Raw genomic sequence first — 15,583 nt, 5'->3', positions numbered from 1 at the left:
TAGCAGTTCGAAGAATAAGTATATTTCGTACAAAGGCTATTCAACAAAGAAGGAACCCTGTAATAATTAAGACCTACAGAGTATTTAACAAACAAATATCTGCCAAATATATTAACAAGCCAGATATTGCGCACAGAAATTATAAGGCCATCTCGCTTTTATTAAGCCAAATAAAGAAAATGTAATTTAGTCAGGTTTTCTGATCTATATATAACGCCTATAGTTAAACTTTTAGTTTTATCCTACAAATTTTGAACTACAGATCCGCAGAGGACCAAAAGAATGTTAAAGCGTTTAACCGTGTCTATTCTAAGCCTCGTTATACTGTGCGGCGTACCCTTCGTATCATCTCAAGAAAACCCAAAACCTTTTGTTTTCACTGCCATTCCAGACCAGGACCCAGAGCGCTTACAAAAACGCTTTGGCAAAGTTGCACAGTATTTGTCCGACGCGCTTGGGGTTGAAGTTAAATACATACCGGTCAAATCCTATAGCGATACGGTTGAAGCCTTTAAAAATAACAAAGTTCAATTGGCTTGGTTCGGCGGATTTACTGGAGTACAAGCCCGTATTGCGGAGCCTGGCGCCAAGGCCATTGCCCAGGGAGAAGGAGATCAAAATTTCACCTCCTATTTTATTGCGAATAAAAGTACTGGACTCACTCCTTCAAAAGAGTTCCCCCGTGGTATTGAAGGTATGACATTTACTTTTGGCTCAGAGCACTCCACTTCTGGACGTCTAATGCCGGAATACTTTATTCGAAAAGCGTTTGGTAAGCCCCCTGCCGAGGTGTTCAGCCGTGTGGGCTTTGGAGGTGACCACTCCAACACCCTGGATCTTGTGCAATCTGGGAAGTATCAGGTTGGCGCCCTAAATCACAAGGTGTGGGAAAATGAAAAGAAAGCCGGCAAAGTGGATGAAAGCAAAGTGCAAGTGATCTGGAAAACCCCAGGATACCCAGATTACAACTGGACAATTCGTGGGGATGTCGATGAAACCTGGGGCAATGGCTTCTTAGACAAGGTCCAGCAAGCGATTTTGAATATGCGGGACTCTAAACTACTTGCCGCATTTCCCCGCAAAGGGTTTATCAAAGCAGACAACTCAATGTACCAGCCAATCGTCGAGACCGCTCACGAAATTGGCTTGTTAAATAATGAGTGAGCGAATCAGGTTCAAATTGTCCCTACTAACCAGTTCATGGCCTAGCTAAGAAGCCTCCGGGGGTGTCAGATCCTGCAAACGGTCCCTAATAATAGCCGCCAATCTCCGTGCGCCGGGACCGATATCGTCCCGGTTAGGGAAGATCAGGTACATAGGGACCTCCCTTTTGCTTCCTCCTTGGAGGGGCAAGGGTTTTAAGCTTCCCTCAGTGAGCTCATTCAGAATTTTGTCTTCTGGCAGCCATGAAAAACCATAGCCTTTACAAGCAGCGCCAATCAAAGAAGACATGCTACTTAGAGTCCACCGCTTAGCCACTTCAACCGTGAGCGTTTTACTACCACTCTGGGGGTTCGTATCCCGAACCACCAGATGACGATGATTGCGTAGGTCATTCATAGTTAGCGGGCGGTCCAGTTCATGCAGGGGGTGCTTGGGATGGGCCACCGGGATTAGACGTGCAGGAGATGGCAGTAATTCACCGTTGTAGCCCAGCGGTATTCTGGGGCTGATTGCAAAATCAACTCTCCCCTCATTCAAGGCTTCTAAAGTTCCACTAATCACCATCTCATGCACTTCAATACGAGTTTGAGGGCTCTCTTCGCCAAAAAGCGCAAGGCAATCCAACAACAACCAAATTGGGAATAGCACCTCCACGGAAATCGCAATCTGGGACTCCCATCCAGCCGAGGCCCGGCTGGCGGCCTGCTCCAATGCAGAAGCATCCTCCAGTAATTGCTTTGCGTGACGGTAGAGCATCTCACCTGCGGGAGTCAGAATCGCCTTGCGTCCACTAATGGTGAAAACCGCTACAGCCAGTAGTGATTCCAACTTCTGCACCGAATAGCTTACCGACGACTGACTCTTGTGCAGTAGCTCGGCGGCCTTTGCATACCCTCCCCCTTCAACTACCGCTATCAAGCAACGCCACTGCTCAAGAGTGATCTTTGGGTTTGATAATTGCGTTAACTGTTGTTTCATGATCGAATTTTTCGATATAAATAAGCAGATAATTCTAATTTTTAATCAATTTAATGAATGTTTCAATAGCGTCATACAAAGTTAGTTACGAGGAAGCAGTCATGGCAAAGGTACTCAACATCAAGTCCAGCCTCTTTCAAGAGAACGGCCAGTCATCTCAACTTGCGGACAATTTCATAGCGCGCTGGAAGGTTAAGAACCCGGAAGATGAAATCATCCATCGTGACTTGGTATCCGAGCCTGTACCTCATCTGAGCCTGGAGCACTTTCAAGCCCACAATACGCCAGCTGATAGCCGTTCAAACAAGCAAAGTGAAATTGCAGAACTTTCGGACAAGTTGATAGAGGAGATATCATCTGCAGATCTGCTGGTGCTAGGTATCCCGATGTATAACTTCAACGTCCCGTCTAATTTGCACACCTACTTCGACTTTATTGCACGTGCCGGGGTAACATTCCGATATACCGAAAACGGCCCTGAGGGCTTATTAAGGAACAAAAAGGCCATCATCTTCATTTCACGGGGTGGTGTTTATGGTGACGATCATCCCCAAAGTAATTACCTTCGACAGTTCTTGGGGTTTGTTGGTATTACTGATGTGGAGTTTGTCTATGCTGAAGGCTTGGCAATGGGAGAAGATGCAAAAGAGAAGGCGCTGACTACGGCAAGAGAGCGTATTGCTGAGCTAGTGTGAAACGTGACTTGGGGGAGCAGAATCCCCCCATTTAAAGCTTCCCGAAAATGGGACACCTAGATTCAAGGAATCTACATGGACCGCAACTAAACCACATAACTATTGCGACCCATTCACTAAAACGGCTTACCAACCATAGCCTGATTCATCTTCCTCAGAACTATCGGTCTCTCGCTCTAGCGTACCAGTAATCACCTCATCCCTCTCTTCCATTTTGGAAAGTTCTAAATTGTCCAGAAAATCCCATAGAGGGAACTTACTAACCTGTAAGGCTTTTTCACTAGGAGTGTGGTAAGGGGGCCAGAACTGGCTAGGCGTATATGCAATATAAAGAAGGTGTTTGTCGGATAAGTGGGTATAGAAGTTAAAGCACCAGCTTAACGCACGAGTTCCATCAATGATTTCATACCAACTTCTATCTTTAATTTTATACTCTTTAATTTCGTCGGGGGTCCAGGCGCTAAAGCGGTCCTCATCTCCGTCCTCTAACCGGTCTTCCAATAAATCTTTATGCTTTTTAAATATAAACTGCTTTAATTGGTTGCTGTCAGAAAGGTTAAAGCCCCCAGCTTTAGCAAGCTCCCGTAACTGTATCACTCTTATCTCAAAGACCGCACTCCCAACAACCCAAACCTCATCTTCCCCCACCTCGACCCTACAACCGGTTCTAATAGGGTGAAAATCAAACCAGACATAGGGGCTTTCATGGTTCCAACGCGGTAGATTACCATAAAACCTTGGGTAGCTCTTTTCATTATCAATGTGTGAAGTATATGAGGCATAATTACCCTCACTATACAATTGCGGCTCCAACTCGCCAGTCAATGAAAGGTGCCAGGGGCCTAAGTCGTAGTGATGCACTGGCGCCATATTAAAAGGTAGCCAATATATCTCCTCAAGCTGCTCAATAATGGGGCGATTTGTGTCCAGTGAATCTACATGGGCCATAATTATCTCTTCCACCCCTCGTCCAGATCTTTAAGATTATTTCTAATATATCTTACCGCCTCTGAAAAAGTACGATCCTTATTGCTACCAAGAATATGATGATTTTGGTAAAAATCATGGAGAGGATCTGCTATTTTGTCGAAATTAGTCCAGGGTTGATCCATTTTTTGCAGAGCTTGAAGTGTACCATCTGCATCCTTTATTTGATGCATCTGACTGGCTATCTGCCCCTTAGTTGCCTTATAACTTGTCTTTTTAGTCTGTGCGCCTACGGAGTCCATCTCTCGCTTCAGTAGGCCAAGGTTTTCGTGAGGGTCGACAAGATAAAAGCAGTGCTGCTGCAGTTTTTTGCCACCAGCAAGCTGCCTAAATTCTTTTAAAGCCCGGGAAAGCATCTTAGCTCCTTCTCCGAAAACATACCAATGATGCTTTATAGTATCATCCCTATCATCCCAGGGAATTGTTTTATAAAGAAGCTGAGCCAACTTAACTGGACCGGCATTAGGGCCAGCAATTTTCTGGGCTGAAGTTTGCCACACTCCTAGTTCATCGACGATATAACTGGGCGCATAATAGAGTGAGAAACTGTTGTTAAGCTGTTGCTGATTTACCCCATTATTTCCCGCGAGATACCCTCCGAATCGATTGGCTGTGAGTTCGGCATCGTACTTGATACCATCAAAGCTGGCACCAATAGCCCCGATCACGGTGGGAATAGTTTCATCTTTTTTAATCGGACTTAGATCCCAGCTCCCGTCTCTCCATTTCGACTGATAAAAACCTGCCGGCAAATCCTTAGAGTTATTACCTGCATTAATTCGTTTTAGGTCTGTAATATAAACACCAGCCCCCCTATTCTTGGCACCATCATCCTGAAGTACAACATAGCTAACTTCGACATTACCTATTGGCTGGCGATGCTTACCCGCTTCAGTTATACAACTATCTGAGGTAAGACCTGACACTGTACTTTTGAGCTCTTCTAACTTTTTGATAAATTGTTCGGGGTCTCCGAGGTACCCCATAGTCTGTGCGATACCTCGACCTAAGGAAGCGCCGGTATTTATTAAATCAACAAAGCGTGGAAGCAACCCGGGATCGATATATACTGCTTTGCCAACTTCCCCTCTGACACGATTATCTAAAAAGATAAAATTGTTGTAGTCTCTCATTCACCTCATCCCTAGTCTGATAGCAACCCAACAAAACAATTAACAAAATAATATCATAAACTATGAAGCCCCCATCGGTTAAATCTCTCCTCTGAAGGCAGAGCTAGGTGATCTGCATCACAAAAAAAGTTCTATAAATTTATTTTATGTCTACACTCACCTTACTGGAACCAGTGTCCCACAACATTATAATATGTGTGCCTGAGTTTAATAATAAACCTTGTACCTCCGTACTCAAAGAGAACCTCTTCAATATCCTACCAATCAGGAAGGGGGAAAGTAGAGAGAGCAAATTTAGAATAGGCCATTAATTTGCAAAAACATCTAATATATAAACACCTAAAAAATGGTCACCCTCCTAAAAAGTAACAATCCATTCAAAGCTCCCTTTGGGATACAAATCCACCTTCCAGCAGCACTGAGTAACTTAAATAAAGAAGATAGAGGTGCTCGGGAGCGAATGCGTAATAGGCCCCTATGATAATTGCATATTGAATAAATAGGGTTCCTTAGACTGAGGCGCCTGTCATGCAGAAGAATATTTTTTGTTGAAGTATGGTAATAAATTTATTTCTTAGTCGTCCACCGCATCATCCATATAAATCACGGATTAACCAACAGAAATATCGAGCACTCCGGCATTACCATTAGCTTATCCAAACTCGCCCCTAATACATCAATTGGAAATGGCAAATGGGTGATTTCCTCAATGACTTTTTCATTATTTGGGTTATTAATCTTAATACTTGAAATCTGGAAAGATAACATCATTGAATGGACATTATAGCCTTCAATTTTTTGTGTGAATACTTTGGAAAAGTTACACGGTATTTGTTCAAGACGCTTGAGATTGAAGTTAAGTGCTTACTGGTGAGCTCCTACAGAAATGCTGTTGAAGCCTTTAAAAATAACAAAATTCAGTTGGCCTGGTTCGGCAGATTTACCGGAGTGCAGGCCCGTATTGCAGAACCTGTCACCAAGGCTATTACCCTGGGGGAGGGAGGTCGAAATTTCACCTCCTTTTTTATTGCGAATAGCAGTACTGGCCTCCCCCTCCTCAAAAGAGCTCCCTCCTGGTATTGAGGGTATGACCTTTGCTTTTGGTTCAGGGCGCACCACTTCTGGACGGCTCATGCTGGAACATTTATTCGAAATACGCTTGGGCAAGCCCCCTGCCGACGTATTCAGTCGAGGGGGCTTCGGTCGTGACCATTCCAACACCCAGGAACTTGTGCACTCTGGGAAGTATCAGGTTGGCACCCTAAATCACAAAGCGTGGGAAAATGAAAAGAAAGCCGGCAAAGTGGACGAAAACAACGTGCAAGTGATCTGGAAGACCCCGAGATATCCAGATTACAATTGGACAATTCGTGGGGATGTCGATGAAACTTGAGGCAACGGCTTCTTAGGCAAATTGCAGAATCAACCTCTCTTATTTAAGGCCTCCAAAGTTCCACTCCTCTAATCACCATCTCATGCACTTCAATACGAGTCTGAGGGCTCTCTTCGCCAAAAAACGCTAGGCAGTCCAGCAACAACCAAATTGGGAATAGCACCTCCGCGGAAATCGCAATCTGGGACTCCCATCCAGCCGAGGCCCGGCTGGCGGCCTGCTCCAATGCAGAAGCATCCTCCAGTAATTGCTTTGCGTGACGGTAGAGCATCTCACCTGCGGGAGTCAGAATCGCCTTGCGTCCACTAATGGTGAAAACCGCTACAGCCAGTAGTGATTCCAACTTCTGCACCGAATAGCTTACCGACGACTGACTCTTGTGCAGTAGCTCGGCGGCCTTTGCATACCCTCCCCCTTCAACTACCGCTATCAAGCAACGCCACTGCTCAAGAGTGATCTTTGGGTTTGATAATTGCGTTAACTGTTGTTTCATGATCGAATTTTTCGATATAAATAAGCAGATAATTCTAATTTTTAATCAATTTAATGAATGTTTCAATAGCGTCATACAAAGTTAGTTACGAGGAAGCAGTCATGGCAAAGGTACTCAACATCAAGTCCAGCCTCTTTCAAGAGAACGGCCAGTCATCTCAACTTGCGGACAATTTCATAGCGCGCTGGAAGGTTAAGAACCCGGAAGATGAAATCATCCATCGTGACTTGGTATCCGAGCCTGTACCTCATCTGAGCCTGGAGCACTTTCAAGCCCACAATACGCCAGCTGATAGCCGTTCAAACAAGCAAAGTGAAATTGCAGAACTTTCGGACAAGTTGATAGAGGAGATATCATCTGCAGATCTGCTGGTGCTAGGTATCCCGATGTATAACTTCAACGTCCCGTCTAATTTGCACACCTACTTCGACTTTATTGCACGTGCCGGGGTAACATTCCGATATACCGAAAACGGCCCTGAGGGCTTATTAAGGAACAAAAAGGCCATCATCTTCATTTCACGGGGTGGTGTTTATGGTGACGATCATCCCCAAAGTAATTACCTTCGACAGTTCTTGGGGTTTGTTGGTATTACTGATGTGGAGTTTGTCTATGCTGAAGGCTTGGCAATGGGAGAAGAAGCAAAAGAGAAGTCGTTGGCTGCTGCAGAGAAGCGTATTGCAGAGCTTATGTAAAATAGAAAGCTAACAAGTCTGTATGTGAATACTTGAAGGGGGGAGGCTTCCCCCCCTCTAAATAAAAAACTCAGATGATTATTACTTGACCCATTCTAGCTATGTAAATTCTCATTTAGATCTTCTGAAAGTTGATAGCAATGTGTTTGCAACCCCAATAGAAATCCAACGCTAGAGGAAATTTCGTCTTATTATCCGAGGACACTTGGCCACTATGTAGCAAGTCCTCACAAGCCATAGTTACTCTCGCCGACTTACTAAGTTAGCTTACCAGCTACTATCAAATTCATCTTCTCCAGAAATATCGGCTTCTCGCTCCAAGGTGCCAGTATTCACCTGGCCACCCTCCTCCATTTTGGAAAGCTCTAAATTATCCATAAAATCCCACATGGGGGATTTACTGACCAGCAAAGCTTTTTCACTAGGAACATGATAAGGCGGCCAGAACTGTCTGGGCTCATAAGTGATACACAGCAGGTGCTTATCGGATAAGTGAGTATATAAGTTAAAGCACCAGTTTAAAGCTCGAGTTCCGTCAACAATTTCATACCAATCCCGGCCCTTAATTTTGTACTTTTGGATCTCATCTGGGGTCCAGGCGCTAAATCGGTCCTCATCTCCTGACTCTAGCAGGCGCTCTAGTGAATCTTTATGCTTTTTAAATATAAACTGCTTTAATTGGCTGCAATCAGAGAGCTCAAAGACTCCAGATTTAGATGCTTCTTGTACTTGAATCACCCGAATTGAGAAATAGCCACCACCCACAATCCATGTATCATCCGGCCCCACATGGACACTACATGTCGTCCTGATAGGGTGGAAGGTAAACCAAATATAAGGACTTTCTTTGTCCCACATAGGTTGTCCACCATAGAACCTAGGGTAACTTTCTTCCTTATTAATGTGTGTGACATATGGGGCATACTTCCTACCTCCATAGGTTTGCTGTAATAGCTTTCCGTTAAACGAGAGATACCATAAACCAAGGTCAAACTGGTGTATTGGCATCATGTCAAAGGGTGACCAGTAAATTTCATCAAGCTGTTCGATAATCGGAGAGTTTAAGTCCAGCGAATCCACGTAAGCCACAATCAACCACCCCAGCCACTTTTAAGTTCGCTTCTAATATGGTTAACTGCGTCCGCAAAAGTTCGACTGCTATCACCGCTAGCTATCAATTTCTCCTGGTAATAGCTACTGCACTTTTGCAAATCTGTATCAAATCTGCTCCAAGGAGCATCCACTACTTTTTGTAGGCCTCTCACAGCACAATTACTATCCTTTATTTGATGTACCTTACTAGCGATATCATCCACCATCTCATGTTCGTAACTAGTCTTTTTCGTCTGCGCGCCAATAGCTTCAACCTCCTGCATCAATAAACCTAGATTTTCTCGCGGGTTAACAAAGTAGAAACCGTGTTGCTGCAATTTTTTCCCACCCGCTTTTTGCTTAAATATTTTTAAGGCTCGATGGAGTATTTTTGCCCCTTCTTTAAAGACATACCAGTGGTATTTTATGGTTTGATCCCTCTCATCCCAGGACCTCTCCGCTTTATTTAAAATACGAGCCAGCTCTTCAGGCCCAGCATTAGGCCCTAAGAGCTTCTGGGATTTTGTTTCCCACCCTCCAAGCTCATCAACTACAAAGCTAGGTGCATAGTAAAGTGAGAAACTATTATTCAGCAGTTTATGGCTTACCTTTCCTGAAGCCTGAAAATATTCACCATACTCCTTTGCAGTAGATAGGGCATCATAAGCGGTTTCATCAAAGACGGCACCTATTGCTCCCACTGCTGTTGGAATAACTTCATTCTTTATTGGCCTCAACGCCCAACTTTCATCTTCCAAAATCGACTTATAAAAACCCGCTGGCAGAGCTGCTGAGCCAGAGCTTCCATTGGCCCGCCTTATTTTTTTGATATAAACCCCTGCTCCCCTGTTCTCAGGACCCCCTTGCTGAACCACCTCGTAAAGAACCTCTACAACACCCATTGCTTCGCGGTGTACACCTGCTGTTTTTAGGTTGCTGTCAGCAGTAATTCCCCCTGCGGCCCCTCTAAGCTCGATCAGCTTACTTGCAGTTCTTTTGCCTTCAGCAGAGCCTATATCTACTAAATCAATAAACCTGGGGAGTAAGTTCGGGTCGATAAAAACAGCCCTACCATCTTGCATCCCTGTTGTTTTTGGATGAAAAAAAATAAAGTTCTTGTAACCACTCATGAATACTCATCCCTGAAACTATCCGACATAATCTTACAAGGATATTAACATAGAAAAACTAGACATCGATGACCCCGCCCCCCCTCTTAAATGCATTCCTCTGTGACCTATCTCGCAAAAATGAGCCTTTTAAATCACTTTCAAGCCGCCATTTTTTATTTGAGACTTGTGTTTTAATTACGCCAATTGTTGGCTCTTCTATATTCTCTACGAAACAGAAATTATCGTTCCAACCACCAATGAAACATCAACTAAAACCTGGCCACATCAATTCAGCGCTAAACCCAGTAATATCTTTTCAAAAACGCCATTTTTCACTACCCATTTGTCAAACAGGAGCTATTTGTAATAGCAAGCAAAAAACCACCCGAGAAATACTATATCTTTTTCTCAAAGCCAACCACTGGATTACAATTTGACCTCCAAGGCCGCAGGTTATGCTCGATTAAAAGTATGAGGGGAATAGAAAATACATGTCACACCCAGGGATCTATATGGCTTTGCCACCAATTATAAACTAACAAACACGACATGTATTAATTCGTAGAATTTTAAACTAAGTCTATTGGGAGGAAGGTACGAACTGTGAAAATGACTACCGCCTCTTTACACTTTTTTGAAATAGAGTGTTACCCCAAGCGCACCGCCATTATCTGTAAAACCTAAATAGCAATGTAACATAGCCTCCCTTTGAATTTGGGATAGCAACCTATTTAAATCATAGTTATTCATCTGCATTCTTGGAGCCATAAAAGGCTCGCCTTTAAGAAGGTTAAGGATATTTCCTGAAAAAGGCACAGTACTACTCAAAAATGAAGTCAACCTTTGAAGTTTTGGTATATGAAAAATGGGCAACGCAAACCCCGCCCGATTCTAACTTATCAAGCAGAAGACTAAATAGTCTTTGCCCTTTTTTAACAGGGATATGTTAAAACACTATAAAGGAGTGGATGAAGTTGAATTTCCCCTGAACTAGAGAGCTTCTCATCAGCTTTCACAAATTCAACATTTTTTAGCAATATACGCTAAAGGGATCGCTACTCTTCCAACTCCACAGCCAAAATCAAGCGCCCTCTTGGCGACAAAGCTATCATCTACATGTTGTTTCACTTTTGTCAGTATATTGTGAACATGGCTTTGTCCCGTTTTAAAGAAATCTTGCTTCGCGCTATCTGTTAAGTTTTCCTTCCTAAATTTTTCTTCGGTTAGAACACCGTAATAAGCATCTTCTTTACCAAACTTTTCCCACTCTTTGTCAGAGTCAGCAATAAACATTGACATTCTCCCGCTACCACCTCACTCACTCCGAATCTAAGGCCATTTGAAACAAGCAATTCTATTTCACCACAAATACGAGACGATTGTACCAAGAAATGTATTTCCAAAACGAACATTTATAGGGTACTGGTGTTCCACTTTCATCCTTGAGGAACTCAAAGCATATTGACGGCCTTGGCAAGTCAGCTCTATTCAGGTTAAGTATTTCTTACAGAGACCCCAATCCTGTTTAGCTGCAACTTGATTCCACAATATGCATTTTGCCAACTGAACCATCAGAAATAGTGAGCTTTTACTAAACGAATAGAGTTGCCTTCTCGATATAATTCAATGCGTTGAGCCCCTGCAACTCTAATTAGGGGCTGTAAGTTTGAGACGGTTATCACATAAAAGGATATTTGTTTTTGAAATGTAGTAAAAAGACTATTATTTAGCTGCTCACCGCATCATCCATATACTCCACTGCCTCTCCTATAGAAATAGTGAACACTCCGGCATTGCCATTAATATATTCACGCTTCCATGAATTATAGCCATCCTCATAATCAGGTATCTCACACTCCCCCATCAGTTCAGATATGCTTGACCCTAGCGCCTCAATTGAAAACGGCATATGAGTAATTTCCTCAATGACCTCTCCACTATTAGGGTTATTAATCTTTATACCTGAAATCTGAACATGCACTACCATTGAATCGTCCTTAGACTCTTCAATTTTTAAGTTGCTCACTCGCAGAATATCAAATAGGAGTAAGAAGACAGAGGGCCGTGCAATCAAACAGATTGCTGAAGTCTTATCAGTCCGTGTGTAAAACCATAACTTACAACAACGGAGGTGAATTCGCCGGGCATCAGTCGACCGCGCGGAAACTAGGCTGCAATATATATTTTGCCAAACCGTATCACTCGTGGGAGCGTGGCTTGAGCGAAATTACCAATGGACTGGTGAGGCGTTTCTTTCCAAAAGGGATAGAGGTTAGCAAGCTACCGAACAGACAAATTGACGATGCAGTGTATCGTATTAATGCCCGACCTAGAGTGATGTTAAATTATTGGAGCCCACTGGAATTTCTGGTGGGTAAGCGTCTGTCACTTATGTTGGCAGTCTAGCTAGTGCTCTGGGTGCTCATTGAGAATTCCTGATCGTTAAAAAACAGGAGAGTAGAGAAAAGTTGGTGGGTATTTTAGGTGGGCTTGCTTAATCGCTTACGAAACCTCCCGGTTAAAAGTGTTTTTTGAGGATGTTCCGTTATTTAGCAGTGTGAATCTTTTTAGATAATCCTTCTTCGACTCTGCGAAATCAACAAATCTCTACAGATTTTTGCTCCACAAATGACACCGCAAAACATGATAAGTAAAATATCGGGTCGGGCGTGCTGCTTGCGTCGACCAAGCCTAGGATCTTCCATATCGCCAAAGTAGTGTAAAAGGCTTGGGACTGCCCTCGGTAAAGCACCATTAATACTCATACCCCATAGAATTAGGGTATGAGCGGAAATTCTATAAGTTAGTACGGGTACGGCTTCTGCTGGTCAAAATCATTCCCTCGACTAGGTGACCGACAAGCAGTGAAATGTACCCTATCGTATTTTAAGTTGTTTTTAGTGATAACCTCGAAAACATCAGCCAATTTAATGCTGGCACCCTCTTTCACTAAAATCAGATCGTGGTCATGAAGTCCACTTTCCCAAGCGGTTTTGATATTATCCAGGTGTGGAAGGCTTTTTTCGTTATACGAAAGATTATAGTTGCGAACATCTGAACCGTAGCCAGCAATAGAGATCACTTTCCCAGATCCCATTTTCAGAAATATTTTAGCTTCGCTAAATTTGACTAAACCATTCTCGTTATCCTCGTCGGCAGGCTTACCCGTTTTAGTCAAACTTTTGACTGCATGATCAGTAGAAGCAGATCCATGAAAGGAGTAAAAGTACATTGATACGTCTTTTGGCAGCGCCACAGTTGCGGAGCCTTTATCAAATGAACCATGCGCATAAAGAATGGCCTCATTCCCACTCGCGTTACTTTTCCTATGTACTATTACGTTTCCGAATTCACGAGTTTCCATAACAATCTCTATCAATTAAAAGGTTATTTAAAATTCCCTATCCGGGTCTAGCTGTATTAAATACTTACAGATTAATAAATTCAGATCAACGGTAAAATCCGTAAGGGCCTCACCCCGCCCGCTATTAATAGCCACAAACCTGCTTTCCGAACAACAACATAATCATGCACACCTGACATAACAAACACATTAGGATAAACATCTCACAAAATGGGTTGGGGCATTAAATTTATCAATTAAGGAATTTTCCGTGCACATTTCAAAACAGAAAAAAAAGGAGCGATACTAAAGTCATACTGTATATTTCTCTCTACAAAATATACCGATTAAAACTCACAAAATAAGTATGGATATTATGGTTATTTATAGAAATAGTGGCCATACCGCCATCAAGAATTGCTAAAACCTCCATCAACATACGACACTTCACCACTTGGAATTGATTTCTTTCCTGTATTCACAGAATGTAAAAAATTGAATGTGAACAGGCTTACGCTCAAATTAACTAAGAACTATAAGTTGCCTCATAAATTGATTGAGCCTTGTCTTCCCCAGCTACAATGTAGAAAAGTAGGTCTGAAACCTATTGATAACTGAGTATGTTTTGAGGCTACCTTATGGATTTTGCTATCAGGTTACGATAGAAAGACCATCCTTCACCTTACCCTCCACTGAGCACTTGCTGGAAAGACCTTAGTTTTAGCGCATGCTTGTTTCGAGGTATGGAGGATGTTTCTCAGGTAGTTTGATCAGCGGTCTCTACTTAACTAGTAGGGGTGTAACGAACAAACTATTTAAATATAATTTGGCTGCTCTTGGTATACAGACAGTGCCCGCCCCCGTAACAATAGCCCTCACAGACGAGGAACGTAAAGAGTTTCAACGTCTCTGTCGCAGTGGTAAGACTCCAGCGGGAATCAAAGAGCGTCTGTCAATTTTATTGCTTGGCGATGAAGATTTATCGAACAGAGAAATTACTGAACGCTTGCCCTACCCTGTTTGCCTTGGGTAACAGCTACCAGAACATTCGTACACATATTGCCGATATCTGTGAAATGGAGCTTTCCAACGGTACCAACAACACCGTTACAAACAAGCTGTGCCTGGGCTTAAAGCCTGGTGTGAGTGTGATCTGGAGGCTATTTACCCAATCGTCTAGCTCGACGCTTTTCATTATATGATCAAGGAAAATGGTCGTTATGCTTGCAAGGCCATTTACACGATTCTTGGTCTCAATATCGAATGCAAGAAGGAATTGTTGGAACTCTATTTATCCGACCAAGAAGGCGCCCACCATTGGCTGAACGTCCTAACTGACCTCCATAACCCTGGGGTCAAAGATATCCTGATGGCATGCAGGGCTTTCCCGAGGCCATAGAGATCATCTGCCCAAATACCGAGATCCAGCACTGCATCATTCATCAGATCCGCAACTCGCTGAAGTATGTAGCTTCAAAAAATCAGAAGACCTTAATAGCTGATATTAAGTGCATCTACAAAGCGAAAGCGCTCTATACCGCCGAGAGCGCTTTAGATGAGCTGGAAGCTAAGTGGGGGAGAAAAATATCCAATGGTAATCAAGTCGTGGGGCAGTAAATGGACAATTCTCTCTACCCACTTTAACTACCCGGAATCTATCCGCACACCGATCTACACGACAAATGCAGTGGAAGCCGTCCGCCGGCAATTCCACAAACTGGCCAAAACCAAGGGAGGCTTCGCCAATGAGAATAGCTTACTGAAGCTTCTGTACGCCGGTATACTAAAAAGCCTCCCAGCGCCGGACGCACCCAATTCAAAACTGGAATCTGACGCTGTCACAGCTAACGATCCACTTCCCCGATCGTTTGGAGAAATACATCAGCCTCTGAGGCTATGGCTGACACAGAGTTTTGAATACCCTCCATTTGTCGCTGAAATGTGGTAGCAAATCTATTATTTAGCTGTTCACCGCATCATCCATATACTTCACAGCCTCTCCTATAGAAATAGTGAACACTCCGGCATTGCCATTAATATATTCACGTTTCCATGAATTATAGCCATCCTCATAATCAGGTATCTCACACTCCCCCATTAGTTCAGATATGCTTGCCCCTAATGCCTCAATTGAAAACGGCATATGAGTAATTTCCTCAATGACCTCTCCACTATTAGGGTTATAAATTTTAATGCCTGAAATCTGAGCATGTACCACCATTGAATCGTCCTTAGACTCTTCAATTTTTAATATGATAACCCGCGAATTCTCCTCGCCCTCTCGATTATCATATTTCCACACTTGACCTTCTTTAACTTTTAAATCCATCCCGACTCTTCACTTTAAATTATCTGCTAATAACATTTATGCAATATCGGTGGCCCCATAGAAGTAATAATCTATGAACGTCCATATCAGGCTTCTATACTGCACTCTATCTAGCTTGGAAGTGAGGCTCAATCATGTATGGATAGCTACTCACCTTGCCTGGGATTAG

The 15,583-nt window shown here is 43.1% G+C and carries 17 protein-coding genes and 1 pseudogene; 7 read left to right on the top strand and 11 right to left on the bottom strand.

Features of this window, described 5'->3' with window-relative positions:
• The first annotated feature begins 282 nt into the window (after window positions 1-282).
• Complete coding sequence (locus ACJJI6_RS05185) at window positions 283-1,164, top strand: putative selenate ABC transporter substrate-binding protein (RefSeq protein WP_475712700.1); 882 nt, start codon at window positions 283-285, stop codon at window positions 1,162-1,164.
• Between the two features lie 45 nt (window positions 1,165-1,209).
• Here ACJJI6_RS05185 and ACJJI6_RS05180 read toward each other — a convergent pair whose 3' ends face one another.
• Window positions 1,210-2,142 carry a LysR family transcriptional regulator gene (locus ACJJI6_RS05180; protein ID WP_475712699.1) on the bottom strand — a complete coding sequence of 311 codons (933 nt, stop codon included), beginning with the start codon at window positions 2,140-2,142 and terminating at the stop codon, window positions 1,210-1,212.
• A 101-nt stretch (window positions 2,143-2,243) separates the two neighbouring features.
• Between ACJJI6_RS05180 and ACJJI6_RS05175 the strand changes: the two genes are divergently transcribed.
• The gene (locus ACJJI6_RS05175; RefSeq protein WP_475712698.1) at window positions 2,244-2,837 is read left to right on the top strand and encodes an FMN-dependent NADH-azoreductase; all 594 of its coding nucleotides are present in this window, start codon (window positions 2,244-2,246) and stop codon (window positions 2,835-2,837) included.
• A gap of 126 nt (window positions 2,838-2,963) precedes the next feature.
• Here the strand turns inward: ACJJI6_RS05175 and ACJJI6_RS05170 are convergent, their stop codons facing one another.
• Window positions 2,964-3,800: a hypothetical protein gene (locus ACJJI6_RS05170; protein ID WP_475712697.1), complete on the bottom strand. Its 837-nt coding sequence runs from the start codon at window positions 3,798-3,800 to the stop codon at window positions 2,964-2,966.
• Window positions 3,788-4,957, bottom strand: coding sequence for a hypothetical protein (locus tag ACJJI6_RS05165; RefSeq protein ID WP_475712696.1), 1,170 nt, complete (start codon window positions 4,955-4,957; stop codon window positions 3,788-3,790). The genes ACJJI6_RS05170 and ACJJI6_RS05165 overlap by 13 nt, the downstream gene beginning before the upstream one ends.
• Window positions 4,958-5,731: 774 nt before the next feature.
• On the opposite strand from ACJJI6_RS05165, the gene ACJJI6_RS05160 reads away from it, so the two are divergent.
• The gene (locus ACJJI6_RS05160) at window positions 5,732-6,040 is read left to right on the top strand and encodes a PhnD/SsuA/transferrin family substrate-binding protein (RefSeq protein ID WP_475712695.1); all 309 of its coding nucleotides are present in this window, start codon (window positions 5,732-5,734) and stop codon (window positions 6,038-6,040) included.
• A 4-nt stretch (window positions 6,041-6,044) separates the two neighbouring features.
• Window positions 6,045-6,350: a PhnD/SsuA/transferrin family substrate-binding protein gene (locus ACJJI6_RS05155; protein WP_475712694.1), complete on the top strand. Its 306-nt coding sequence runs from the start codon at window positions 6,045-6,047 to the stop codon at window positions 6,348-6,350.
• 43 nt (window positions 6,351-6,393) lie between these two features.
• On the opposite strand, the gene ACJJI6_RS05150 is transcribed toward ACJJI6_RS05155, so the two are convergent.
• The gene (locus ACJJI6_RS05150; protein WP_475712693.1) at window positions 6,394-6,843 is read right to left on the bottom strand and encodes a LysR family transcriptional regulator; all 450 of its coding nucleotides are present in this window, start codon (window positions 6,841-6,843) and stop codon (window positions 6,394-6,396) included.
• A gap of 101 nt (window positions 6,844-6,944) precedes the next feature.
• Here ACJJI6_RS05150 and ACJJI6_RS05145 point away from each other — a divergent pair, with 101 nt between their 5' ends.
• Entirely contained in the window at window positions 6,945-7,538 is a 594-nt protein-coding gene (locus tag ACJJI6_RS05145) for an FMN-dependent NADH-azoreductase (protein WP_475712692.1), read from the top strand.
• Window positions 7,539-7,805: 267 nt separating this feature from the next.
• Here ACJJI6_RS05145 and ACJJI6_RS05140 read toward each other — a convergent pair whose 3' ends face one another.
• From ACJJI6_RS05140 to ACJJI6_RS05125, 4 genes are all read right to left on the bottom strand, one after another.
• Window positions 7,806-8,627: a hypothetical protein gene (locus ACJJI6_RS05140; RefSeq protein ID WP_475712691.1), complete on the bottom strand. Its 822-nt coding sequence runs from the start codon at window positions 8,625-8,627 to the stop codon at window positions 7,806-7,808.
• Window positions 8,628-8,629: 2 nt separating this feature from the next.
• The gene (locus ACJJI6_RS05135; RefSeq protein WP_475712690.1) at window positions 8,630-9,760 is read right to left on the bottom strand and encodes a hypothetical protein; all 1,131 of its coding nucleotides are present in this window, start codon (window positions 9,758-9,760) and stop codon (window positions 8,630-8,632) included.
• Between the two features lie 1,002 nt (window positions 9,761-10,762).
• Window positions 10,763-11,035, bottom strand: coding sequence for a class I SAM-dependent methyltransferase (locus ACJJI6_RS05130; protein WP_475712689.1), 273 nt, complete (start codon window positions 11,033-11,035; stop codon window positions 10,763-10,765).
• 433 nt (window positions 11,036-11,468) lie between these two features.
• A complete protein-coding gene (locus ACJJI6_RS05125; protein ID WP_475712688.1) occupies window positions 11,469-11,729 on the bottom strand; it encodes a hypothetical protein in 261 nt (86 codons plus the stop codon).
• Window positions 11,730-11,806: 77 nt separating this feature from the next.
• Here ACJJI6_RS05125 and ACJJI6_RS05120 point away from each other — a divergent pair, with 77 nt between their 5' ends.
• Window positions 11,807-12,148 (top strand): IS30 family transposase, encoded by a 342-nt coding sequence (locus ACJJI6_RS05120; RefSeq protein ID WP_475712687.1) that lies wholly within the window; start codon window positions 11,807-11,809, stop codon window positions 12,146-12,148.
• 161 nt (window positions 12,149-12,309) lie between these two features.
• On the opposite strand, the gene ACJJI6_RS05115 is transcribed toward ACJJI6_RS05120, so the two are convergent.
• Both ACJJI6_RS05115 and ACJJI6_RS05110 read right to left on the bottom strand, forming a co-directional pair.
• A complete protein-coding gene (locus tag ACJJI6_RS05115; RefSeq protein ID WP_475712686.1) occupies window positions 12,310-12,507 on the bottom strand; it encodes a transposase family protein in 198 nt (65 codons plus the stop codon).
• A 38-nt stretch (window positions 12,508-12,545) separates the two neighbouring features.
• Window positions 12,546-13,106 carry a putative adhesin gene (locus ACJJI6_RS05110; RefSeq protein WP_475712685.1) on the bottom strand — a complete coding sequence of 187 codons (561 nt, stop codon included), beginning with the start codon at window positions 13,104-13,106 and terminating at the stop codon, window positions 12,546-12,548.
• A gap of 995 nt (window positions 13,107-14,101) precedes the next feature.
• Here ACJJI6_RS05110 and ACJJI6_RS05105 point away from each other — a divergent pair.
• Window positions 14,102-14,977, top strand: a pseudogene (locus tag ACJJI6_RS05105) (IS256 family transposase); the annotation flags it as partial.
• 68 nt (window positions 14,978-15,045) lie between these two features.
• On the opposite strand, the gene ACJJI6_RS05100 reads toward ACJJI6_RS05105, so the two are convergent.
• Window positions 15,046-15,414 (bottom strand): hypothetical protein, encoded by a 369-nt coding sequence (locus ACJJI6_RS05100; protein WP_413665743.1) that lies wholly within the window; start codon window positions 15,412-15,414, stop codon window positions 15,046-15,048.
• Window positions 15,415-15,583 lie beyond the last annotated feature (169 nt).

The sequence above is a fragment of the Microbulbifer maximicatervae (SeqCode) genome (assembly GCF_056232625.1).
Note: the sequence above shows the minus strand (reverse complement) of the source record. Positions and strands in the feature narration are given on the sequence as shown.

What these genes read in the sequence shown, in the direction of transcription:
- ACJJI6_RS05185 (WP_475712700.1), top strand. Translation starts at nt 283, where the DNA reads ATGTTAAAGCGTTTAACCGTGTCTATTCTAAGCCTCGTTATACTGTGC.
- ACJJI6_RS05180 (WP_475712699.1), bottom strand. Translation starts at nt 2,142, where the DNA reads ATGAAACAACAGTTAACGCAATTATCAAACCCAAAGATCACTCTTGAG.
- ACJJI6_RS05175 (WP_475712698.1), top strand. Translation starts at nt 2,244, where the DNA reads ATGGCAAAGGTACTCAACATCAAGTCCAGCCTCTTTCAAGAGAACGGC.
- ACJJI6_RS05165 (WP_475712696.1), bottom strand. Translation starts at nt 4,957, where the DNA reads ATGAGAGACTACAACAATTTTATCTTTTTAGATAATCGTGTCAGAGGG.
- ACJJI6_RS05160 (WP_475712695.1), top strand. Translation starts at nt 5,732, where the DNA reads ATGGACATTATAGCCTTCAATTTTTTGTGTGAATACTTTGGAAAAGTT.
- ACJJI6_RS05155 (WP_475712694.1), top strand. Translation starts at nt 6,045, where the DNA reads ATGACCTTTGCTTTTGGTTCAGGGCGCACCACTTCTGGACGGCTCATG.
- ACJJI6_RS05150 (WP_475712693.1), bottom strand. Translation starts at nt 6,843, where the DNA reads ATGAAACAACAGTTAACGCAATTATCAAACCCAAAGATCACTCTTGAG.
- ACJJI6_RS05145 (WP_475712692.1), top strand. Translation starts at nt 6,945, where the DNA reads ATGGCAAAGGTACTCAACATCAAGTCCAGCCTCTTTCAAGAGAACGGC.
- ACJJI6_RS05135 (WP_475712690.1), bottom strand. Translation starts at nt 9,760, where the DNA reads ATGAGTGGTTACAAGAACTTTATTTTTTTTCATCCAAAAACAACAGGG.
- ACJJI6_RS05130 (WP_475712689.1), bottom strand. Translation starts at nt 11,035, where the DNA reads ATGTTTATTGCTGACTCTGACAAAGAGTGGGAAAAGTTTGGTAAAGAA.
- ACJJI6_RS05125 (WP_475712688.1), bottom strand. Translation starts at nt 11,729, where the DNA reads ATGGTAGTGCATGTTCAGATTTCAGGTATAAAGATTAATAACCCTAAT.
- ACJJI6_RS05115 (WP_475712686.1), bottom strand. Translation starts at nt 12,507, where the DNA reads ATGAGTATTAATGGTGCTTTACCGAGGGCAGTCCCAAGCCTTTTACAC.
- ACJJI6_RS05110 (WP_475712685.1), bottom strand. Translation starts at nt 13,106, where the DNA reads ATGGAAACTCGTGAATTCGGAAACGTAATAGTACATAGGAAAAGTAAC.
- ACJJI6_RS05100 (WP_413665743.1), bottom strand. Translation starts at nt 15,414, where the DNA reads ATGGATTTAAAAGTTAAAGAAGGTCAAGTGTGGAAATATGATAATCGA.